The organism is Microbacterium bandirmense (genome assembly GCF_037204185.1).
Lineage (GTDB): Bacteria > Actinomycetota > Actinomycetes > Actinomycetales > Microbacteriaceae > Microbacterium > Microbacterium bandirmense.
In genome coordinates this window covers 111,695-132,490 of record NZ_JBBDGM010000001.1, presented here as the reverse complement: position 1 = coordinate 132,490, position 20,796 = coordinate 111,695, and the positions used below count along the sequence as shown (strand labels likewise).

General features: G+C 67.6%; 20 protein-coding genes. 5 read left to right on the top strand and 15 right to left on the bottom strand.

Annotated features, from left to right (window positions below):
- The first annotated feature begins 5 nt into the window (after positions 1–5).
- The 3 genes from qcrA to WDU99_RS00600 all read left to right on the top strand — a co-directional run bounded on the left by qcrA (position 6) and on the right by WDU99_RS00600 (position 3,512).
- Positions 6–1,082: a cytochrome bc1 complex Rieske iron-sulfur subunit gene (gene qcrA / locus WDU99_RS00610; RefSeq protein WP_337330498.1), complete on the top strand. Its 1,077-nt coding sequence runs from the start codon at positions 6–8 to the stop codon at positions 1,080–1,082.
- A complete protein-coding gene (qcrB, locus tag WDU99_RS00605; RefSeq protein WP_337330497.1) occupies positions 1,079–2,893 on the top strand; it encodes a cytochrome bc1 complex cytochrome b subunit in 1,815 nt (604 codons plus the stop codon). The genes qcrA and qcrB overlap by 4 nt, the downstream gene beginning before the upstream one ends.
- Before the next feature lie 199 nt (positions 2,894–3,092).
- Positions 3,093–3,512 carry a rhodanese-like domain-containing protein gene (locus WDU99_RS00600; RefSeq protein ID WP_337330496.1) on the top strand — a complete coding sequence of 140 codons (420 nt, stop codon included), beginning with the start codon at positions 3,093–3,095 and terminating at the stop codon, positions 3,510–3,512.
- Positions 3,513–3,626: 114 nt separating this feature from the next.
- Here the strand turns inward: WDU99_RS00600 and WDU99_RS00595 are convergent, their stop codons facing one another.
- The 5 genes from WDU99_RS00595 to WDU99_RS00575 all read right to left on the bottom strand — a co-directional run bounded on the left by WDU99_RS00595 (position 3,627) and on the right by WDU99_RS00575 (position 8,657).
- Positions 3,627–4,049 (bottom strand): cytochrome c oxidase subunit 4, encoded by a 423-nt coding sequence (locus tag WDU99_RS00595; protein ID WP_337330495.1) that lies wholly within the window; start codon positions 4,047–4,049, stop codon positions 3,627–3,629.
- A gap of 3 nt (positions 4,050–4,052) precedes the next feature.
- Positions 4,053–5,789 carry an aa3-type cytochrome oxidase subunit I gene (gene ctaD / locus WDU99_RS00590; RefSeq protein WP_337330494.1) on the bottom strand — a complete coding sequence of 579 codons (1,737 nt, stop codon included), beginning with the start codon at positions 5,787–5,789 and terminating at the stop codon, positions 4,053–4,055.
- A gap of 3 nt (positions 5,790–5,792) precedes the next feature.
- Positions 5,793–6,692, bottom strand: a complete 900-nt coding sequence (gene ctaC, locus WDU99_RS00585; protein ID WP_337330493.1) for an aa3-type cytochrome oxidase subunit II — start codon at positions 6,690–6,692, stop codon at positions 5,793–5,795.
- 89 nt (positions 6,693–6,781) lie between these two features.
- Positions 6,782–7,144: a HesB/IscA family protein gene (locus tag WDU99_RS00580; RefSeq protein WP_337330492.1), complete on the bottom strand. Its 363-nt coding sequence runs from the start codon at positions 7,142–7,144 to the stop codon at positions 6,782–6,784.
- 97 nt (positions 7,145–7,241) lie between these two features.
- Positions 7,242–8,657, bottom strand: a complete 1,416-nt coding sequence (locus tag WDU99_RS00575) for a dipeptidase (RefSeq protein WP_337330491.1) — start codon at positions 8,655–8,657, stop codon at positions 7,242–7,244.
- A gap of 44 nt (positions 8,658–8,701) precedes the next feature.
- Between WDU99_RS00575 and WDU99_RS00570 the strand changes: the two genes are divergently transcribed.
- On the top strand, positions 8,702–9,265 hold the full coding sequence (locus WDU99_RS00570; RefSeq protein WP_337330490.1) for a DUF3043 domain-containing protein: 564 nt from the start codon (positions 8,702–8,704) through the stop codon (positions 9,263–9,265).
- Positions 9,266–9,315: 50 nt separating this feature from the next.
- Here WDU99_RS00570 and WDU99_RS00565 read toward each other — a convergent pair whose 3' ends face one another.
- The 5 genes from WDU99_RS00565 to dnaE form a co-directional block, all read right to left on the bottom strand.
- The gene (locus WDU99_RS00565) at positions 9,316–10,338 is read right to left on the bottom strand and encodes a quinone-dependent dihydroorotate dehydrogenase (protein WP_337330489.1); all 1,023 of its coding nucleotides are present in this window, start codon (positions 10,336–10,338) and stop codon (positions 9,316–9,318) included.
- Positions 10,339–10,349: 11 nt separating this feature from the next.
- Positions 10,350–10,826, bottom strand: coding sequence for a transcriptional regulator NrdR (gene nrdR / locus WDU99_RS00560; RefSeq protein ID WP_337330488.1), 477 nt, complete (start codon positions 10,824–10,826; stop codon positions 10,350–10,352).
- Positions 10,827–10,832: 6 nt separating this feature from the next.
- A complete protein-coding gene (hisD, locus tag WDU99_RS00555) occupies positions 10,833–12,161 on the bottom strand; it encodes a histidinol dehydrogenase (RefSeq protein ID WP_337330487.1) in 1,329 nt (442 codons plus the stop codon).
- Between the two features lie 4 nt (positions 12,162–12,165).
- Complete coding sequence (locus tag WDU99_RS00550) at positions 12,166–13,431, bottom strand: hypothetical protein (protein ID WP_337330486.1); 1,266 nt, start codon at positions 13,429–13,431, stop codon at positions 12,166–12,168.
- Between the two features lie 85 nt (positions 13,432–13,516).
- Positions 13,517–17,035, bottom strand: a complete 3,519-nt coding sequence (gene dnaE / locus WDU99_RS00545; RefSeq protein WP_337330485.1) for a DNA polymerase III subunit alpha — start codon at positions 17,033–17,035, stop codon at positions 13,517–13,519.
- A gap of 77 nt (positions 17,036–17,112) precedes the next feature.
- Here dnaE and WDU99_RS00540 point away from each other — a divergent pair, with 77 nt between their 5' ends.
- Entirely contained in the window at positions 17,113–17,595 is a 483-nt protein-coding gene (locus WDU99_RS00540; protein WP_337330484.1) for an NUDIX hydrolase, read from the top strand.
- A gap of 13 nt (positions 17,596–17,608) precedes the next feature.
- On the opposite strand, the gene WDU99_RS00535 is transcribed toward WDU99_RS00540, so the two are convergent.
- From WDU99_RS00535 to WDU99_RS00515, 5 genes are all read right to left on the bottom strand, one after another.
- Positions 17,609–18,181: a GNAT family N-acetyltransferase gene (locus WDU99_RS00535; protein ID WP_337330483.1), complete on the bottom strand. Its 573-nt coding sequence runs from the start codon at positions 18,179–18,181 to the stop codon at positions 17,609–17,611.
- Between the two features lie 61 nt (positions 18,182–18,242).
- Positions 18,243–19,166: an RluA family pseudouridine synthase gene (locus tag WDU99_RS00530; RefSeq protein ID WP_337330482.1), complete on the bottom strand. Its 924-nt coding sequence runs from the start codon at positions 19,164–19,166 to the stop codon at positions 18,243–18,245.
- A 2-nt stretch (positions 19,167–19,168) separates the two neighbouring features.
- Complete coding sequence (gene lspA / locus WDU99_RS00525; protein WP_337330481.1) at positions 19,169–19,777, bottom strand: signal peptidase II; 609 nt, start codon at positions 19,775–19,777, stop codon at positions 19,169–19,171.
- Positions 19,778–19,784: 7 nt separating this feature from the next.
- Positions 19,785–20,351 carry a DivIVA domain-containing protein gene (locus WDU99_RS00520; RefSeq protein ID WP_337330480.1) on the bottom strand — a complete coding sequence of 189 codons (567 nt, stop codon included), beginning with the start codon at positions 20,349–20,351 and terminating at the stop codon, positions 19,785–19,787.
- A 142-nt stretch (positions 20,352–20,493) separates the two neighbouring features.
- Positions 20,494–20,793, bottom strand: coding sequence for a YggT family protein (locus tag WDU99_RS00515; protein ID WP_337330479.1), 300 nt, complete (start codon positions 20,791–20,793; stop codon positions 20,494–20,496).
- Between the last annotated feature and the right edge of the window lie 3 nt (positions 20,794–20,796).

The window sequence follows — 20,796 nt, the reverse complement described above, 5'->3', positions numbered from 1 at the left end:
GCACCATGGCAAACGACGACGACACGCAGGCTCTGGACAGGGCCTACCAGCCCTCACCGGGGCTGGGCGTCGCAGTCAGCGATCCTGCGGAGAACCCGGGACTGCCACCACACCGTGAGCGGATGACCGACAAGGATCCGCGCATCGAGAAGACGGCGGAGCGCACGGTCTACACGCTCTTCTACCTGTCGCTCGCGGGCAGCATCTGGGCCGTCGCCGCCTACATGCTGTTCCCGATCGAGAGCGGCATGCCGATCGACATCCGCCAGAACAACATGTACATCGGCATCGGCATCGCGTTCGCACTGCTGGCGCTCGGCATCGGCGCGATCCACTGGTCGAAGGCCCTGATGTCCGACAAGGAGTACATCGAGCACCGCCACCCCACCCGCGGCCGCGACAGCACTCGCGCAGCGGCGAACGCGGCGTTCGCCGAAGCCGACCAGGACTCCGGCTTCGGTCGCCGCAAGATGATCCGCAACTCGCTGATCGTCGCCGTCGTCGCCTCGGTCGTCCCCGGCATCACCCTGTTCCGCGGACTCGCACCGCACAACACGCCGGAGAACCCCATCGCCGGCGAGCCCGTCCAGCTGCTCAGCCACACGATGTGGGACACCGGCATGCGTCTGGCCCGAGACCCCGAGGGCACGCCGATCCGCGCCGCCGACGTCACCGTCGGCTCGGCGTTCCACGTCATCCCCGAGCCCCTCAAGGAGCTCGGCCACAGCGACGGCTACCTCGAGGAGAAGGCCAAGGCGATCGTCCTGCTGATGCGCCTGCGCCCCGAGCAGCTGATCGAGGACGAGGACCGCAAGGACTGGTCGTACGACGGCATCGTCGCGTACTCCAAGGTCTGCACCCACGTCGGATGCCCGGTGGCCCTGTACGAGCAGCAGACGCACCACCTGCTGTGCCCCTGCCACCAGTCGCAGTTCGACGTCACCGAGCACGCCAAGGTCATCTTCGGACCGGCCGCGCGACCGCTGCCGCAGCTGCCCATCGCCGTCGACGATGAGGGCTACCTCATCGCGAAGAGCGACTTCACCGAACCCGTCGGCCCGAGCTTCTGGGAGCGTCATTGAGCACCGCAACTCTTAAAGAGGACACCAAGCAGCAGAAGCCGCTCGGCGGACGCTTCCTAGGCGCGACCGCGAACTACATCGACGAGCGCACCAGCCTCTCCGGCTTCGTCAAGGAACTCGGACGCAAGATCTTCCCCGACCACTGGTCGTTCATGCTCGGTGAGATCGCACTGTGGAGCTTCGTGGCGGTGTTCCTGTCGGGGACCTTCCTCACGTTCTTCTTCCAGGCCTCGATGGTCCCCACCCACTACACCGGTGCCTACGCGCCGATGCGCGGTGTGGAGATGTCAGCCGCGTTCGAGTCGGCCCTGCGCATCTCGTGGGACGTCCGCGGTGGTCTTCTGGTCCGCCAGATCCACCACTGGGCGGCGCTGGTGTTCATCGCCGGCATCGGCATCCACATGCTCCGCGTGTTCTTCACCGGTGCATTCCGCAAGCCCCGCGAGCTCAACTGGGTGATCGGCTACGTGCTGTTCATCCTCGCGCTCGCGGAGGGCTTCACGGGCTACTCGCTCCCCGACGACCTGCTCTCGGGCAACGGCCTCCGCATCATCGACGGCATGATCAAGGGCATCCCGCTGATCGGCACCTGGACCTCGTTCCTGCTCTTCGGCGGAGAGTTCCCCGGGAACGACATCGTCGGACGCCTGTACACGCTGCACATCCTGCTGCTTCCGCTGATCCTCATCGGGCTGCTGGTGGTCCACCTGATGCTGATGGTGATCAACAAGCACACGCAGTTCGCCGGCCCCGGCCGCACCAACGACAACGTCGTCGGCTACCCGATGATGCCGGTGTACATGTCGAAGATGGGTGGCTTCTTCTTCATCGTCTTCGGTGTGATCGTGCTGATCGCGTCGTTCTTCCAGATCCTGCCGTTCTGGGAGTACGGACCGTACGACCCGTCCCCCATCTCGGCCGGAACGCAGCCCGACTGGTACATCGGATTCGCCGACGGTGCCCTTCGCCTTGCTCCCCCGCATCTGGACGTCGTGTTCCTCGACCGCACGTGGTCGTTCGGGATCCTCATCCCGGTCGCCGTGCTGGGTCTGTTCATCGTCGTCGTCGCGATCTACCCGTTCCTCGAGGCGTGGATCACCGGTGACAAGCGCGAGCACCACATCGCCGACCGTCCCCGCAACGCCCCGACCCGCACCGCTATCGGCGCCGCCGGTGTCATCTTCTACGCGGTCATGTGGGCTGCGGCCTCGTCCGACCTCATCGCCACGCACTTCATGCTCACGATGGAGGGTGTCATCCACACGCTCCAGGCGCTGCTGTTCGTCGGTCCGGTGCTCGGGTACTTCATCACCAAGCGCATCTGCATCGCGCTGCAGAAGAAGGATCGCGAGATCGTGCTGCACGGCTATGAGTCCGGTCGCATCGTCCGTCTGCCCGGTGGCGAGTACGTCGAGGTGCACCAGCCCGTCGACGTGTACGACCGATGGAAGCTGATCGACTACGAGGTCTACGAGCCGCTCGTCGTGCGCCCGAACGCCAAGGGTCGCATCCCGTGGACGCAGAACCTGCGTTCCTCGCTCTCACGCTGGTTCTACGAGGACCGTCTGCAGCCGCTCACGCAGGCGGAGATCGCCGAGGCCGACGCGCACCAGCAGCACACGCTGGCGCACAACGAAGAGATCGAGGCCGAGGAGATCGCCGGTGCGCACGCCCGTGCCGGTGTCACCTCCGAGGACCAGATCGCTCCCGCCGACACCTCGATCGGCGAGACGCCCAACACACCGAGTTCGGTCATCGCCACTGACCCGGTGAAAAAGCCTCGCAGGAAGAAGTCGGAGGACGGCGAATAACACCGCCGCTCCCCCACGCGTGAGGGCCCCGTCCATTTCGGACGGGGCCCTCACGCGTCGTCGCGGGTTGTCGCTGCCACGCCGCGCGGCGCGGCGATCTCGCACCAGGAGGGCGACCGCGGCCTGCGACTGGTGGACACCATGAATGACACGACGACACATTCGCGAACACCGCAAGCGCGCGGAGTAGCCTCGGATCATGATCAGTCGCCAGGACTTCTACGCAGCCAAGCTGACCTATGAGACCGATGGAAGCGACCTGTACGCCGCGCAGAAGGCCGGAGAACAGATCACCGTCGTCGACGTGCGCACCGATGAGGCGTGGGCGCAGGGACGCATCCGTGGTGCGGTCCATATGCACTACCGCGAGATCGCCGAGCGCGCACCGAAAGAGATCCCGGCGGGCGCCGAGGTCGTCGTCTACTGCTGGAGTCCGGGCTGCAACGCCGGCGCGAAGGGCGCTCTCGAGTTCGCAAAGCTCGGATACTCGGTGCGGGAACTCATCGGCGGATTCGAGTACTGGGTGCGCGAGGGCTACCCGATCGAGGATCGCGATGGCATCCACCGACGTCCCATCGACCCGCTCACCGGAGTGCCCCGCATCCGCAGCCACGCCTGAGAAGGAGGATTTCCCGGCTTCTGACCCCCGGGAACCCGTGAACTTCTCCTCCCCACCGCTCACGAACGCAGAGGGCCTCCTGGACGCATCCAGGAGGCCCTCTCGGAACTCAGATCAGCGGGCGAAGTTGCCGCGGTAGTACTCGTACACCCAGCCGACGATGGCGACGACGAACAGCGCGAGGCCGATCGGCAGCAGGAACTGACCCACCGCAAGACCGGTGAGGAACACCGTCGCCGATCCGGCGAGCACCAGCGGCCACCATGACCACGGCGCGAACTCGCCGAGCTCGGGGTCACCGTCGTCGATGTCGGCGGTCAGAACGTCCTCGGGCAGCTCGCCGCCCTGAGCGCGGTGCGTCTTGCGCAGGTAGACGGCGATCATTCCGCCCATGAAGGCGACGAACAGCAGGGCGATCGTGCCGACCCACTCGACGTAGCCGTGGAAGGGATCCACAAGGCTCCACACCGTGTAGACGGCCGCTGCGATCACGAAGAAGACCGCGATGATCCACCAGAGGATGACGTTGCTGCGCATGTCTTACTTGGCCTCTCCAGCTGCGGCGCCGGCTGGCGCTGCCACCGGGTGCTCGGCGGCCTCGGGGTGATTCAGGTCGAACGCCGGGCGCTCGCTGCGGATGCGCGGGATCGACGTGAAGTTGTGACGCGGCGGCGGGCAGGACGTCGCCCACTCGAGCGATGCGCCGTAGCCCCACGGGTCGTCGACGGTGACCTTCGGTGCCTTGCGCGCCGTGATCCACACGTTCAGGAAGAACGGCAGCATGGATGCGCCGAGGATGACGGCACCGATCGTGGAGACCTGGTTGCCCCACTCCCAGTTGTCGTACGTCGAGTAGTCGGCGTAACGACGCGGCATGCCGTCGACTCCAAGCCAGTGCTGGATGAGGAAGGTCATGTGGAAGCCGATGAACAGCATCCAGAAGTGGATGTAGCCCAGACGCTCGTTGAGCATGCGACCGGTCCACTTCGGCCACCAGAAGTAGAAGCCGGCGAACATCGCGAACACCACGGTGCCGAACACCACGTAGTGGAAGTGGGCGACGACGAAGTACGAATCGCTGAGCTGGAAGTCCAGCGGCGGCGCCGCGAGGATCACACCGGTCAGACCGCCGAACACGAACGACACGAGGAAGCCGAGGGCGAAGACCATCGGGGTCTCGAAGGTGATCGAGCCGCGCCACATGGTTCCGATCCAGTTGAAGATCTTCACGCCGGTCGGCACGGCGATCAGCATGGTCATCAGCGAGAAGAACGGCAGCAGCACACCACCGGTGACGTACATGTGGTGCGCCCACACCGAGACCGAGAGCGCCGCGATGGCGATGGTCGCGTAGACGAGCGTCTTGTAGCCGAAGATCGGCTTGCGACTGAAGACCGGGAAGATCTCAGAGACGATGCCGAAGAACGGCAGCGCGATGATGTACACCTCGGGGTGACCGAAGAACCAGAACAGGTGCTGCCACAGCAGCACGCCGCCGTTCGCGACGTCGTAGATGTGCGAGCCGAGCACGCGGTCGGCCGCAGCGGCGAAGATCGCCGCCGCCAGCACAGGGAACGCCATCAGGATCAGGAGACTGGTGATCAGCGTGTTCCACGAGAAGATCGGCATGCGCCACATCGTCATGCCCGGCGCGCGCATGGTGATGATCGTGGTGATGAAGTTCACCGCACCGAGGATCGTGCCGAAACCGGACATGCCCAATCCCAGCATCCACAGGTTTCCGCCGGCTCCCGGCGAGAACGAGGCATTCGCCAGCGGCTGGTAGGCGAACCAGCCGAACGAGGCGGCACCCTGCGGGGTGAGGAAGCCGGCCACGGCCATGATCGAGCCGAAGCTGAACAGCCAGAACGCGAAGGCGTTCAGGCGCGGGAACGCGACGTCTGGTGCTCCGATCTGCAGCGGCAGGATCGCGTTGGCGAAGCCGGCGAACAGCGGCGTCGCGAACATCAGCAGCATGATCGTGCCGTGCATCGTGAACAGCTGGTTGTACTGCTCCTTGGTCGGCACGATCTGCATGCCGGGAGCGAACAGCTCGGCGCGGATGATCAGCGCCATCACACCACCGAGCAGGAAGAACAGCACGGAGGTGATCAGGTACATGTACCCGATCGTCTTGTGATCGGTCGACGTCAGCCACTTGACGACGATGTTGCCCTTCTGCTCCACGCGGGTGGAGGAGAGAAGTGCGGCCTGACGCGGCGGCAGCGTGTTCGGGCGAGCACCCTGCGCAGTGGTGGGTTCAGCTGTGGTGGTCATGGCTTACTCCTCTTCCTCAGCGCCCGTGCTTGCGCCGGTGCCAGGGAGATTGCTGAGTCGATCGTAGGCGTCGGTGATGTCGCCCGTGTTGCCCTTCTCGCGCAGAGACTCGAGATAGGCGTCGTACTCGTCCTGCTCGACGACCTTCACGTTGAAGAGCATCATCGAGTGGTACTCGCCGCAGAGCTCGGCGCACTTGCCGTCGAACTCACCGACGCGCGTCGGGATGAACGACCAGGAGTTGTCCTTCCCGATGTACATGTCCTTCTTGTACAGGAAGTCGATGATCCAGAACGAGTGGATGACGTCACGCGACTGCAGGTCGATCTTGACCTTCTTGTCGACGGGCAGAACCAGGGTCGGCAGCGAATCGCGGTCGATGTCACCGTTGTCATCGGCCTGCGCCTGAACACCCATGGTCCACACGGCGTCGGAGTTGTCCTCCGCTTCGCCGTCGTACTGGAAGTCCCATGCCCACTGCTTGGCGATCGCGCTGATCTCGACGTCGGGGTCGTCCCACTGCGTCTCGATCTCGGTCTGGTCGCGAGCCGTGAAGAAGAACATCGCGAGCACGAGGATCAGCGGGATCACCGTGTAGAGGATCTCGATCGGCATGTTGTACCGCAGCTGCACCGGCAGGCCGGTCTGGCCCTTGCGGCGGCGGTACATGACGAGCGCCCAGCCCATCAGCCCCCAGGTGATCAGGCCGACGATCAGAAGCACGATCCACGACGTGACCCAGAGACCGGCGACGCGGTCCGTCTGGTTCGTTGCCGGCGTGCCGTCTGCGACGAAGCCTGGGAGGAACCCATGGAGTTCGGTGGGAGTACATCCCGCCAGGACCACAGCTGCCGCTACTCCCAGCGGGAGTGCGGCCCAACGAAGGCGGCGTTTCGAGGGCACGATGCACCTTTCAGATCTCGGACAGGAGCAAACTCAAGTCTAGGGCAATCTCACACCCTATTCATGCCAACCACGCAGGTTGGCGCGCCTCAGTGGAAGCTGTCACCACAGGCGCAACTGCCCGCAGCCTGGGGATTGTCGATGGTGAAGCCCTGCTCGGAGATCGTGTCCTTGAAGTCGATCGACGCGCCGTCGAGATACGGGATGCTCATGTTGTCGATGATGACCTCGACGCCGTCGAAGTCGACGGTCTCGTCGCCCTCGAGGTAGCGCTCGTCGAAGTACAGCTGGTAGATCAGTCCCGAGCATCCGCCGGGCTGCACGGCCACGCGCAGGCGCAGGTCGTCACGGCCCTCCTGCTCGAGCAGGCTCTTCACCTTCAGCGCGGCAGCGGACGTGAGGGACACGCCGTGTGCGGCGGTGGTCTCCGAGGTCAGTGTGGTGTCGCTCATCTCAACTCCTTGCAACGTGCAGCACGGACTGCTGCTCACGCTCGATCCTACCGCCGCCCACCCCCGATCGGGGCGGGACGGGCGGAGCCGGGCGGCTTCAGGATGCTGACGTGCGGGCGTTCATCCTGGCGAGCAGCAGCGCCTCGGTGCGCACGGCGTTGCGGAAGGTGTCGAGGTGCAGCGACTCGTTCGGGCTGTGCGCCCGCGAGTGCGGATCCTCCACCCCGGTGACCAGGATCTGTGCACCGGGGAACTCCCGCACGAGATCGGCGATGAACGGGATCGAACCGCCGACGCCGAGGTCGACGGCGGCCTCGCCGTAGCCGTCCGCCATGGCGTCGCGCGTCAGCTCGACCGCCCATCCGGATGTGTCGACGAGGAAGCCGTCGCCCAGATCGACGTCGCTGAAGGTCAGCTCGGCACCGAACGGCGCGTGGCCGCGCAGGTGCGCCTCGAGAGCGGCGTACGCATCGGCGGCGGCCTGACCGGGCGCGACGCGCGCGCTGATGACGACGCTCACCTCGGGCAGCAGGGTGTTCGAGGCCTGCGCCACGCTGGTCGCATCGATGCCGGTGATGGTGACGGAGGGCCTGTTCCAGATGCGGCCGAGGATGTCGTCGCGCCCGACCGGCGAGACGCCGTCCAGCAGTCCGGTCTCGACGCGCAGGGTCTCTTCCGAATACGGCGGCGTCTCGCCGCTGCGGGCGGTCATCCCCTCGACCGCGACCGCGCCGTCGGCGTCCCAGAGTGTGGACAGCAGGGTGACCGCGGCCATCATCGCGTCGGGCACCGCACCGCCGAACATCCCCGAGTGGGAGGCGTGCTCGAGCGTGCGGATCGTGAGCGTGAACCGCGCATTCCCGCGCAGCGAGACGGTCAGACCCGGGGTGTGCGAGTCGAGGTTGCCGGAGTCGGCCACGACGATGGCATCCGCGCGCAGCGCATCCGCGTTGTCGCGCAGGAACCGCGCGAACGAGCGCGAGCCGTACTCCTCCTCCCCCTCGATGAACAGCGACACCCCGAGATCGAGATCGTCGCCGAGTGTCTCGCCGACCGCGCGCAGCGCGGCGATGTGCGCCATGATGCCGGCCTTGTCGTCGGCGGCACCGCGGCCATACATCCGGCCGTCGCGCACGGTGGGCTCGAACGGCGGCGTCTCCCACAGTTCGTCATCCCCCGGAGGCTGCACATCGTGGTGCGCGTACAGCAGGATCGTGGGTCGTCCGTTGCGCGCCGCGCGAGTGGCGAGCACGGCGGGCTGTCCGAGCTCGTCGGTGTCGTCGATGTGCGCGCGCAGCACTCGCACGTCATCGAACACGCCGGTGTCGCGGGCGAGCTGAGCGACGGCATCCGCACTGCGCTCCAGCTGCGTCTGGTCGAAGGCCGGCCAGGCGATGCCGGGGATGCGCACGAGCGCACCCAGATCCGACAGCGCGGCGGGCAGGCCGAGGGCGACCGATTCGAGGACGGCGGCTTCGGACGGGGAGAGGTCCGACGATGAGGACGTGGTCATGCGAGTAATCTTAAGGTGATCCCGAAACCGAACTGAGGTCGAACGTGTCCAAGCCCACCCCCGAAGCGAACGACGACGCCCCCGAGACGCCCGCCGTGGGCAAGGGTCGCGCGACGCCGACACGCGCCGAGCGCGAGGCGGCGAACCGTCGTCCGCTGGTCGCCAACACCAAGGAGGCCCGCGCGGCCGCCAAGGCCGATCTGCAGGCCCGCCGCGAACGCGCCAGGGTCGGCATGGAGAACGGCGAGGACAAGTACCTTCCGGCACGCGACAAGGGACCTCAGCGCCGCTGGGTGCGCGATTACGTGGATGCCGGATGGCACGTCGCCGAGTGGCTGATGGCCGCCATGGTGCTCGTGATCGTGCTCAACCTGGTGCCGATCCCCGCCGTGCAGATCTACGCGATGGTCGGCTTGTGGGGATACATGCTGCTCGCGATCGGCGACATGGTGCTGCTGAACTTCCGCGTCAAGCGCAAGATCGACGCGAAGTTCGGTGCCGACCGTCGCGAGAAGGGTCTCGGCTGGTACGCGGCGATGCGTGCGCTGCAGATGCGCTTCATGCGCCTGCCGAAGCCGCAGGTCAAGCGCGGTCAGTACCCGGACTGACCCCGAGCCTCTCTGCCGCCCGGCGCGGGCACAGCCCGCCCGGAGCGGGCTCAGAGTGCGCGGAGCCCCCGGTTGATCTGCCTGGCCCACAGCGGGCCGCGGTAGAGGAAGGCCGTGTATCCCTGCACGAGGGTCGCGCCGGCATCCAGCCGCTCCTGCACGTCGTGCGCGGTCTCCACTCCCCCGACGGCGATCACGCAGAAGTCCGCGGGCACTGCGGCTCTGACGACCGAGAGCACCTCGAGCGAGCGCTGCTTGAGCGGTGCACCCGACAGTCCGCCCGCCCCGGCGTCTTCGACGACAGCGGGATCGGTGCGCAGACCATCACGGGCGATCGTCGTGTTGTGGGCGATGATCCCTGCGAGCCCCTCGGCCACCGCCATCCGCGAGATCGCGGTGATCTCCTCGTCGGGAAGGTCAGGGGCGATCTTCACAAGCAGCGGCGTCGCCCCCGCTGCTGCACGCACTGCCCGCAGCAGCGGCGCGAGCGTCTCGACGGCCTGCAGACCCCGCAGACCGGGGGTGTTGGGCGAGGAGACGTTCACCGCGAGATAGTCCGCGAGCGGGGCCAGCAGCGTCGCCGATGCGACATAGTCGTCGACCGCGTCCTCGACGGCGAGGACCCGGCTCTTGCCGATGTTGACGCCGATGACCGCCCTCGGCCTGCGGCGCCTCAGGGCGCGCAGCCGGCCCGCGGCGGCATCCGCTCCGGCGTTGTTGAAGCCCATCCGGTTGATGACGGCACGGTCCTCGACGAGGCGGAACAGCCTCGGCTTCGGGTTCCCGTCCTGTGGGATGGCCGTCACCGTGCCGATCTCGATGTGACCGAATCCGAGCGCATCCAGCCCGCGCACCGCCACCGCGTTCTTGTCGAACCCGGCGGCGACGCCGAACGGCGACGGGAAAGTGAGTCCGAGTGCGTGCACCTGCTGCTCGGGAGCCGGCGCCGTCACGGCACGGGTGACCCACGAGAACGGCCGTGCGCCGAGCGTGCGGATGACCGCCATGGCGGCGTGGTGAGCGGACTCCGGATCGAAGCGCGTCAGGACGTGACGGAAGAGCAGCGAGTACATCACTGCCCAGGCTACCGGTCGGAGGAGTCCGGATCCGACGCGACATGATCGGCGCGCAGCTCGCCGATCGCACTCTCGAAGTCCTCCAGCGAGTCGAACTCCTGATACACGCTGGCGAAGCGCAGATAGGCGACCTCATCGAGCTCTCTCAGCGGTCCCAGGATCGCCAGGCCGATCTCGTTCGTGTCGAGCTGTGACACTCCGGTCTGGCGCACGGCCTCTTCGACGCGCTGCGCGAGCACGGCGAGGTCGGCCTCGGTGACGGGGCGCCCCTGGCAGGCCTTGCGCACGCCCGAGATCACCTTGTCGCGACTGAACGGCTCGACGACTCCGGAGCGCTTGACGACGACGAGGCTCGCGGTCTCGGTGGTCGAGAAGCGTCCACCGCACTCGGGGCACTGCCGCCGGCGACGGATCGACAGTCCGTCGTCGCTGGTGCGCGAATCGATGACGCGGGAGTCCGGGTGACGACAGAACGGGCAGTGCATGATCCCTCAGCGTACCTGTTCGCCGTCGCCCGGCCCGATGAAGCGCGCCTCGACGGCCTCGCCGTGACCGGGCAGGTGCTCCGCCTCGGCGAGGGCGACCACGCCCGCGCGCACCTGGGCGAGTGCGGCGTTGTCGTACTCGATCACCTGCTGCGGGCGCAGGAAGGTGTAGGCGCCGAGACCGGGTGCGTAGCGCGCCTGGCCGCCGGTGGGCAGCACGTGGTTGCTGCCCGCCATGTAGTCGCCGAGACTGACCGGGGTCTGATCGCCGACGAACACCGCACCGGCGCTGGTGAAGCGCTCGACCGCGGCGACGGCATCCGACAGGTGCAGTTCGAGGTGCTCGGGGGCGTAGGCGTTGCTGAACGCCTCGGCCATCGCACTGTCGTCGACGAGCACGATCGCCGACTGCGGGCCCGACAGCGCGGTGGCCACGCGCTCGACGTGCCGGGTCACAGCCGCCTGCGCGGCGACCTCGGCGGCGACGCGCTCGGCGAGCTGGGGGGCGTCGGTGACCAGCACGGCCGAGGCCTGCTCGTCGTGCTCGGCCTGACTGATCAGATCCGCGGCGACCAGCCGCGGGTCGGCATCCGCATCGGCCACGATGAGGATCTCGGTCGCACCGGCCTCGGAGTCGGTGCCGACCACGCCGGCGACGGCGCGCTTGGCCGATGCGACGTAGTTGTTGCCTGGCCCGGTCACGACGTCCACTGGATCGAGTCCGAGCTGGGCGACACCGTAGGCGAGCGCCCCGATCGCGCCGGCCCCGCCGATGGCGTAGACCTCGTCGATGCCGAGCAGCGCGGCCGCGGCGAGGATCGTCGGGTGCACGCGGCCGTCGTGGCCGGCCTGAGGGGGCGATGCGAGGGCGATGGAGCGGACGCCGGCGACCTGCGCGGGAACCACGTTCATCACGACACTAGATGCCAGCGGTGCCTTGCCGCCGGGGATGTACACGCCCGCACGGGAGATCGGCTGCCAGCGCTGCGTGATGCGCGCGCCGGTTCCGATCTCGGTGGTGCGGGGTGCGGGGACCTGCGCCTCGGATGCCCGTCGGACGCGGCCGATCGCCGTCTCGAGTGCTGCCCGGACGGCCGGATCGACGGATGCCGCGGCCTCGTCGAGGTGCTCGCGGGGTACGCGGATCGCGTGTCCGGTGACCCGGTCGAAGCGCTCGGCCTGGTCACGCAGGGCGGCCTCGCCGCCCGAGCGGACGTCGTCGACGATGCGTGCGGCGGTCGCGAGCGCCTCCGCCCGCGCCTGCGTCGCGCGCGGGACCGCGGCGAGCATGTCGGCGGGCGTCAGGGTCTGCCCGCGAAGATCGATGGTGCGCACGTGCTCAGCCCTTCGTGATGTCGGAGATGTCGTGGAGGTAACCGATCCGGCCGTCCTCGTGTCGCACGACGTACGCGCCGCCCCGGTCCTCGATGACGAGCGTCCAGGCCTGCGGCCCGATGCGGAACAGCACCTGGCCCTGCTCGTCGAACACGTCGCGCTCTGTCATCGCCAGCGCCCAGAAGGGCTCGCCCGTCGCGGTCTGCTGCGGCTGCGCGCCGTCGGCATCCGCGACGACCGGCACCTGCGCAGTGGCGTCATCTCCATCGGCGAAGATGGTCTGCAGCACGCCCACCGGATCGGTGTAGTGGTTCTTCTCGGGGACATCCGCGGTCGTGTCTTCGTGCGGGGCCGGGACGATCGTCTCGTCCGTGTCAGCGGGATCGGTGACGCGCGCGCCGGCGTCGTCTGCGACCACGTCGTGCGCGACGGCGTCACCTGCGCCGGCTTCGCCTGCGACGGCGTCGGCGGAGAACTCGGCGATGACGGCGCCGTCGGTCGGCGTCGGCTGGTCGGATGCCGTCGTGCCGGCTCCGTCGAGCACGGCGCTCGCTCGTGGGCGCCGCGGGCGGGCGATCACCGGGCGCACGGGGTTCGCGTTGCGGTGCGCGAGCGTCTCCATCCGGCCTTCGAAGTCGTCACGCAGGCGCGGGATCAGGGGCGCCGCGACGGTGGCGGCGACCAGCGCCAGGGTCGCGAGCTGCGCGACGATGACGACCCAGCCGACCGCGTAGATGCCGGTGGCGATGGTCACGGCGACCTGCGCCCAGAGCAGCTGAGCCCAGGCGACGGCGGAGACGGCGGCGGCGACCGAGGCGAACTGGTCGATCCCGAGCGAGCCGACCCGTCGGATGCCCTCCGGCGAGAGCCGGCGCAGCACCACGAGGAAGACGGCGGCGGTCGGCAGTCCGATCGTGAGGATCCAGCCGATTCCGTTGGTCCAGATGGATCCGCCGGCGATCCCCACCGGAAAGAACGAGACGACGAAGGCGATCAGCCACGCACCGACGAGCACCAGCTCACGCAGGGTGAAGCCGAGGATGCCCGTCTCGGGCTGCACCTGGTCTTCGTACAGCACGACGTCGTCGGCGGTGGGTCCTTCATCCGGTGACGCGCCGTCGTCGGGCACCGCTGCGGGTGGCGATGCCGGGGCGACGTGCGACGGCGGTGGGGCGCTCAGCCAGTCGAGCCGCTCCTCGTCACGGCGCGCGGCCCGTGCCCTGTCACGGGTCTCGTCGCCGGGGAAGGTGTTCGCGTCGTCGAAGCTCATCGAGCAAGTCCTTTCATCGCGGTCGGTCCGCACGCGAGAACCGATCCTACCGATCCTGTCCCGAGGGAACCCGGGAGGGACCCGGTCATCCGAGGCAGGTCGGGCCCAGCAGCGACTTCAGATCGCCGAACAGATCCGCCGAGACCTTCACCGGCATGGGCACTTCGAACACCTTCGCCGAGCCGCCGCGGTGCACGCGCAGCAGCACCTCGGTAGCGCCGGCGTGGCGCCGCAGCACGTCGGCCAGATCGTTCATCACCCGCTCGGTGGCGCGCTGCTCGGCGACCAGCAGTGCGAGCGGACCTGCGGCGTCGAACGAGCCGACGTCGGGGGCGAAGGTCGACTGGGCGTGCAGGTTCAGTCCGTCGTCACGTCGCGACACGCGTCCGCGCACGGCGAGGATCGCGTCCTGCTGCAGTGAGTGCTGGAACTCGGTGTACGTCTTGCCCATGAACATGACCGTCACCTCGCCGTTGAAGTCCTCGATGGTGATCATGCCGTACGGGTTGCCACTGGCCTTGGCCACCCGATGCTGAACACTCGTGACCAGTCCGGCAACGGTCACCTGGTCGCCGTCCTGCAGGTCTTCCGAGGTGAGCAGGTCGTTGATCGAGATCGAGGCGTGCTTCGCCAGCGGCACCTCGAGCCCGGCGAGCGGGTGGTCGGAGACGTAGAGACCCAGCATCTCGCGCTCGAAGGCCAGCTTGTCCTTCTTGATCCACTCGGGGCGGTCGGGCACCTTCGCGGGCGGCGCTTCGTCCATCCCGTCGTAGAGGCTGTCGAAGTCGAACCCGATGGCCCCCTGGGCCTCGTTGCGCTTGCGATCGACGGCCGCTTCGACGGCGTCCTCGTGGATCTCCATCAGGGCGCGACGCGTATCGCCCATCGAGTCGAACGCTCCGGCCTTGATCAGCGACTCGACGGTGCGCTTGTTCGCGACGTGCAGCGGGACCCGGTCCAGGAAGTCATGGAACGAGGCGTACGGCCCTTCGTTCCGCGCGGCGACGATGCCGTCGACGACATTGCCGCCGACGTTGCGGACGGCGCCCAGGCCGAAGCGGATGTCCTCCCCCACGGCGGCGAAGAAGTTGATCGACTCCGACACATCCGGCGGCAGGACGCGGATGCCCATGCGGCGACACTCGTTCAGGTAGAGCGCCATCTTGTCCTTGGAGTCGCCGACGCTGGTCAGCAGCGCGGCCATGTACTCGGCGGGGTAGTGCGCCTTCAGGTACGCGGTCCAGTACGAGACGAGGCCGTAGGCGGCGGAGTGCGCTTTGTTGAACGCGTAGTCGGAGAAGGGCAGCAGGATGTCCCACAGCGCCTTGATGGCGCCCTCGCCGTAGCCGCGCTCCTTCATGCCTCCCGAGAAGCCCTCGTACTGCTTGTCGAGCTCGGACTTCTTCTTCTTGCCCATCGCGCGACGCAGGATGTCGGCCTGTCCGAGGCTGAAGCCGGCGACCTTCTGCGCGATGGCCATCACCTGCTCCTGGTAGATGATCAGACCGTACGACTCCTCGAGGATCTCGGCCAGCGGCTCTTCCAGCTCGGCGTGGATGGGCGTGATCGGCTGCTGCCCGTTCTTGCGCAGCGCGTAGTTCGTGTGCGAGTTCGCGCCCATCGGGCCGGGACGGTACAGGGCGATGAGAGCCGAGATGTCGCCGAAGTTGTCGGGCTTCATCAGACGCATCAGTGAGCGCAGCGGCGGGCTGTCGAGCTGGAACACGCCGAGGGTGTCGCCGCGCGCGAGCAGATCGTACACCCCCCGGTCATCGAGTTCGAGGTGCTCCAGGTCGAGCTCCTCGCCGCGGTTGGTGCGGATGTTGTCGAGCGCGTCGGAGATGATCGTGAGGTTGCGCAGCCCGAGGAAGTCCATCTTGATCAGACCGAGCGACTCGCACGACGGGTAGTCGAACTGCGTGACGATCTGGCCGTCCTGCTCACGTTTCATGATCGGGATGATGTCGATCAGCGGCTCGGACGACATGATCACACCCGCGGCGTGCACGCCCCACTGGCGCTTCAGGCCCTCGAGGCCGAGAGCCCGGTCGAACACGGTCTTCGCCTCGGGATCGGTGTCGATCAGCGCCCGGAACTCGCTGGCCTCCTTGTACCGCGGGTGGTCGCTGTCGTACATGCCGCTGAGGGGCATGTCCTTGCCCATCACGGCCGGCGGCATCGCCTTGGTCAGCCGGTCGCCCATGCTGAACGGGAAGCCGAGCACGCGCCCGGCGTCCTTTAGAGCCTGCTTCGACTTGATCGTGCCGTAGGTCACGATCTGCGCCACGCGCTCGGAGCCGTACTTCTCGGTGACGTACTCGATCACCTCGCCGCGGCGGCGGTCGTCGAAGTCGACGTCGAAGTCGGGCATCGACACACGATCGGGGTTGAGGAAGCGCTCGAAGATGAGGCCGTGCTCGAGGGGGTCGAGGTCGGTGATCTTCATGGCGTACGCGACCATGGAGCCCGCTCCGGACCCACGCCCTGGGCCGACGCGGATGCCGTTGTCCTTGGCCCAGTTGATGAAGTCGGCGACCACCAGGAAGTATCCGGGGAAGCCCATCTGCAGGATGATGCCGACCTCGTACTCCGCCTGCTTGCGCACCTTGTCGGGAATGCCGTTCGGGTAGCGGTAGTGCAGGCCCTTCTCGACCTCCTTGACGAGCCAGCTGTCCTCGGTCTCGCCGTCGGGCACGGGAAAGCGCGGCATGTAGTTGGCCGAGGTGTCGAACTCGACGTTGCAGCGCTCGGCGATCAGCAGCGTGTTGTCGCAGGCCTCGGGGTGATCCCGGAACATCTGGCGCATCTCCTGCGCCGTCTTCACGTAGTAGCCGTCGCCGTTGAACTTGAACCGGTTCGGGTCGTCCATCGTCGAGCCGGACTGCACGCACAGCAGCGCCTCATGGGCATCCGCCTCGTGCTGATGGGTGTAGTGCGAGTCGTTCGTCGCGACCAGCGGGATGTTCAGATCCTTCGAGATGCGGAGCAGATCCGTGATGACCCGGCGCTCGATGTCGAGTCCGTGATCCATGATCTCGACGAAGTAGTTGTCCTTGCCGTAGATGTCCTGGAACTCGGCGGCGGCCGCGCGGGCCGCGTCGTACTGCCCCAGACGCAGCCGCGTCTGGATCTCGCCGGAGGGACATCCGGTCGTCGCGATCAGGCCTTTGCCATAGGTCTGCAGCAGCTCGCGGTCCATGCGCGGCTTGAAGTAGTAGCCCTCGATGCTGGAGAGCGAGCTGAGCCGGAACAGGTTGTGCATGCCGGCGGTGTTCTCGGCCCACAGCGTGGTGTGCGTGTAGGCACCGGATCCGGAGACGTCGTCGCTCTTCTGATCGGGTGATCCCCACGCCACCCTCGACTTGTCGGAGCGGTGTGTGCCGGGGGTGACGTACGCCTCCAGGCCGATGATCGGCTTGACCCCGGCGGACTTCGCGGCGTTGTAGAACTCGAACGCCGCGAAGGTGTTGCCGTGGTCGGTGACGGCGATCGCCGGCATGCCGTAGTCGGCGGCGGCCTGGGTCATCGACGCGAGCTTCGCGGCCCCGTCCAGCATCGAGTATTCGCTGTGGACATGCAGATGCACGAAGGAGTCGGATGCCATGCATCGAGCCTACCCGCGACGTCTGACAGCACGTCTCCGGGGGCGGGTTCTCGGACGCCGCGGATACGCTGAAGCCCATGGCAACCCCTGACTTCGTCCTGTCGCTGCGCAAGCGCATCGGCCACGACCCCCTCCCTCTGATCGGTGCGACCGCTGTGGTCTTCCGCGACGAGAAGGTGCTGCTGGGAAAGCGCGCCGACAACGGCGCCTGGCAGACGATCGCCGGCATCGTCGAGCCCGGTGAGGAGCCGGCGGATGCCGCCGCGAGGGAGTGCCTGGAGGAGGCCGGGATCGTCGTCTCCGTCGATCGCCTCGCCCTCGTGCAGCAGCTGCCGCGGGTCACCTACGTGAACGGCGACCAGGTCGATTACCTCGACATCGTGTTCCGCTGCTCGTGGGTGTCCGGCGAACCGCATCCCGCCGACGGCGAGCTCACCGAGGTGGGATTCTACGATCTCGCGGCGATGGGCGACGTCGACGACGCCCACGTGCGCAAGATCGCCCTCGCGATGGCGGAGGACGACCCCGCGCACTTCCGCGGCGGCCGCGTCAAGCGCTGACCGACGACCGCTCTCACCGCAGGTCGAGGCGCATCAGCACGCGCGGAAAGCCGTTCAACACCGATCCCGTCTCGGCGGCGATCTCGAAGCCGGCGGTCTCGAACAGCGCACGCGTGCCGACGTACGCCATCGTCAGATCGACCTTCTCGCCCGCGTTGTCGACCGGGTACCCCTCGATGGCGGGCGCGCCGCTGCGGCGTGCGTGCTCGATCGCACCGTCGATCAGCGTGTGCATGATGCCCTGCTTGCGATGACCCGGCCGCACCCGGAAGCACCACAGCGACCAGACGTCGAGGTCGTCGACGTGAGGGATGAGCCTGTTCCGCGCGAAACTCGTGTCGCGGCGCGGATGCACGGCCGCCCAGCCGACCGGCTCGTCATCGCGGTAGGCGATGATGCCCGGCGCCGGGTCGTGTTCGCACAGCTCGCGCACGCGCTGCGCCCTCGCCTCGCCGCGCAGCGCCTGGTTCTCGGTGCTCGCGGTCCGGTAGCTCAGGCAGAAGCACACATTCGACCCGGGCTTCTTCGGTCCCACCAGCGTCGCGACGTCGTCGAACGCGGTGGCCGGGCGCACGGCCATGTTCATGGGGCGAGTCTGCCACCGGCATCCGACATGCGGAACCCCGTCGCGACTTGACGCCCGCCTCTCATCGACCCGGGTCGAGCACCTTCAGCGCATGCTGGAAGTCGTCGGGGTACGGCGACGCGAACTGCACCCACTCCCCCGACGCAGGGTGCGTGAAGGCCAGCTGGTGCGCGTGGAGCCACTGCCTGGTGAGCCCCAGTCGCGCCGACAGCGTCGGGTCCGCGCCGTACAGCGGGTCGCCCACGCAGGGATGCCGATGCGCGGCCATGTGCACGCGGATCTGATGCGTGCGGCCTGTCTCGAGGTGGATCTCGAGCAGGGATGCGCCGGGAAACGCCTCCAGCGTCTCGTAGTGGGTGACCGAGGGCTTGCCGTCGGTCACGACGGCGAACTTCCACTGATGGTTCGGATGCCGGCCGATGGGCGCGTCGATCGTGCCGGCGAGGGGATCGGGATGCCCCTGCACCACGGCGTGATAGATCTTCTCCACCGTGCGCTCCTTGAACGCGCGCTTGAGCGCCGTATAGGCGGTCTCCGTCTTGGCGACCACCATGAGGCCGCTCGTGCCGACATCGAGCCGGTGCACGACGCCCTGACGCTCGGGGGCGCCGCTGGTCGCGATCCGGAATCCCGCGGCCGCCAGCGCGCCGACGACCGTGGGACCCTCCCAGCCGAGTGAGGGGTGCGCGGCGACTCCCGTCGGCTTGTCGACCACGACGATGTCGTCATCGTCATGCACGATCCCCAGCTCGGGCACCGCGATCGGCACGATGCGCGGCTCCTCCTTCGGCGTCCAGCTGACCTCCAGCCAGCCGCCCGCGTGCAGCCGGTCGGACTTGCCCACCGGTGATCCGTCGAGCGTCACGCCCCCGGCCTCGGCGACCTCGGCCGCGAACGTTCGCGAGAATCCGAGCATCTTCGCGAGGGCGGCGTCGACACGAGCGCCCTCGAGCCCGTCGGGGACGGGCAGACTGCGCGACTGCACGGTCAGCTCTCGGATGCCGGGGACGCGGATCCGTCTGCGACGGTCGGCGTCTCGGACTCAGTCTTCTCGGCCTTCGCGGCGGCGGCTGCGCGCTCGTGGTCACGCTCGCGTGTGCCATCGAAACGCAATCCGAGCACGACGAGCAGCGCGACGGTGATCATGCCGCAGACGATGAAGATGTCGGCCACGTTGAAGATCGCCGGCATCATCCACGGCATCGAGATCATATCGACGACCTCACCCACCGGGAATCCCGGCGCGCGGAACAGCCGATCGGTCAGGTTGCCGAGCACTCCGCCGAGCAGCAGCCCCAGAACCACCGCCCACAGCCGGGACTGCAGACCGAACGCCTTCCAGACGATGATGCCCGCGACGACCGCAAGGGCGATGGTGAAGATCCAGGTGTGGTCCCTGCCGAGCGAGAACGCGGCGCCGGGGTTGCGCACATAGATGAGCTCGAGGAACTCGCCGATCACGGGAACGCGCTCCCCCATGGGGAGGTTCTGCACCGTGAGGTACTTCACAAACTGATCGGCGGCCAGTACGACGATCGCGAGAATCGCGACGATCGCACCGGCCGCCGACCGACGTAGGGGACGACGTCCTGCCAAGAGTGACCTACAGGCCGATGGCGGAGACAGGCGTCGAATCGCTGGCCGAGCGCTGGTCGAGATCACGCAGCTGGCCCTCGATCATCGTGCGCAGCTTGCTGCGGTAGTCGCGCTCGAACTCGCGGAGCTCGGTGATGCGTCCCTCGAGGGTGTTGCGCTCGCGCTCGAGGCGGGCGGTCTCCTCGCGCTGCTTCGCCTGCGCGTCGGTGCGGATGCGCTGCACCTCGGTCTCGGCCTCGGTGATGAGCTGGCGGCGCTTGGCCTCGCCCTCGGCGATGTGCTCGTCGTGCAGGCGCTGGGCGAGCTCGATGATTCCCGCGGAGGTGCCCGTCGCCGATGCACCGGCGGTCTCCGGCGCGATCGGAGCGGCGGCAGGAGCTGCGGGGGCGGGAGCTGCGGCACCCGACTCGAAGGCGGCCAGCTTGGCCTTCAGGTCGTTGTTCTCCTCGATGGTCTTGCGCCACTCAACGACGATCTCGTCGAGATAGTCATCGACCTCTTCCGGGTCGAAGCCGTCCTTGAAGCGGACGTGCTGGAACTCCTTGTGGACGACATCATCCGGGGTCAGTGCCATGGGTGGCTCCTCTTTCGATGAGTTCTGTTGCCAGTCGCGAGGGCCGGCGGGGTGATTCTGTTCAGACATGCCTGGAGCGCGTCTAGGCGCCAAGCATAGTCCCCCAGCCTGAGCGGCGCGATGTCGCCGGACCAGGTTTCGTTCAGGTCAGCGCGCGCACGATCGCCATCAGGATGAGCACGGAGATCATCGTCAGCGTGAACCCGAAGTCGAGCGCGATGGTGCCGATGCGCAGCGGGGGCACCAGTTTGCGGAAGAAGCGGATCGGAGGGTCGGTGACGGTGAAGACGAGTTCGGCGGCGACCAGCCCCGCACCCTTCGGGCGCCACTGACGGTTGAACAGCGGGATGTACTCGAGGACGAGCCGTGCGATCAGCACGAGCACATACAGCGTCAGCACCAGGTTGACGATGCCGCCGACGATGCCGAGAACGGTCGCCACGGA

Excerpts from the sequence above, each read along its gene's own strand:
- WDU99_RS00520 (WP_337330480.1), bottom strand. The coding sequence starts at position 20,351 with ATGGCACTGACCCCGGATGATGTCGTCCACAAGGAGTTCCAGCACGTC.
- WDU99_RS00540 (WP_337330484.1), top strand. The coding sequence starts at position 17,113 with ATGGCAACCCCTGACTTCGTCCTGTCGCTGCGCAAGCGCATCGGCCAC.
- WDU99_RS00580 (WP_337330492.1), bottom strand. The coding sequence starts at position 7,144 with ATGAGCGACACCACACTGACCTCGGAGACCACCGCCGCACACGGCGTG.
- WDU99_RS00535 (WP_337330483.1), bottom strand. The coding sequence starts at position 18,181 with ATGAACATGGCCGTGCGCCCGGCCACCGCGTTCGACGACGTCGCGACG.
- qcrA (WP_337330498.1), top strand. The coding sequence starts at position 6 with ATGGCAAACGACGACGACACGCAGGCTCTGGACAGGGCCTACCAGCCC.
- nrdR (WP_337330488.1), bottom strand. The coding sequence starts at position 10,826 with ATGCACTGCCCGTTCTGTCGTCACCCGGACTCCCGCGTCATCGATTCG.
- ctaD (WP_337330494.1), bottom strand. The coding sequence starts at position 5,789 with ATGACCACCACAGCTGAACCCACCACTGCGCAGGGTGCTCGCCCGAAC.
- WDU99_RS00550 (WP_337330486.1), bottom strand. The coding sequence starts at position 13,431 with ATGAGCTTCGACGACGCGAACACCTTCCCCGGCGACGAGACCCGTGAC.
- WDU99_RS00600 (WP_337330496.1), top strand. The coding sequence starts at position 3,093 with ATGATCAGTCGCCAGGACTTCTACGCAGCCAAGCTGACCTATGAGACC.
- WDU99_RS00575 (WP_337330491.1), bottom strand. The coding sequence starts at position 8,657 with ATGACCACGTCCTCATCGTCGGACCTCTCCCCGTCCGAAGCCGCCGTC.
- dnaE (WP_337330485.1), bottom strand. The coding sequence starts at position 17,035 with ATGGCATCCGACTCCTTCGTGCATCTGCATGTCCACAGCGAATACTCG.
- WDU99_RS00595 (WP_337330495.1), bottom strand. The coding sequence starts at position 4,049 with ATGCGCAGCAACGTCATCCTCTGGTGGATCATCGCGGTCTTCTTCGTG.
- WDU99_RS00565 (WP_337330489.1), bottom strand. The coding sequence starts at position 10,338 with ATGTACTCGCTGCTCTTCCGTCACGTCCTGACGCGCTTCGATCCGGAG.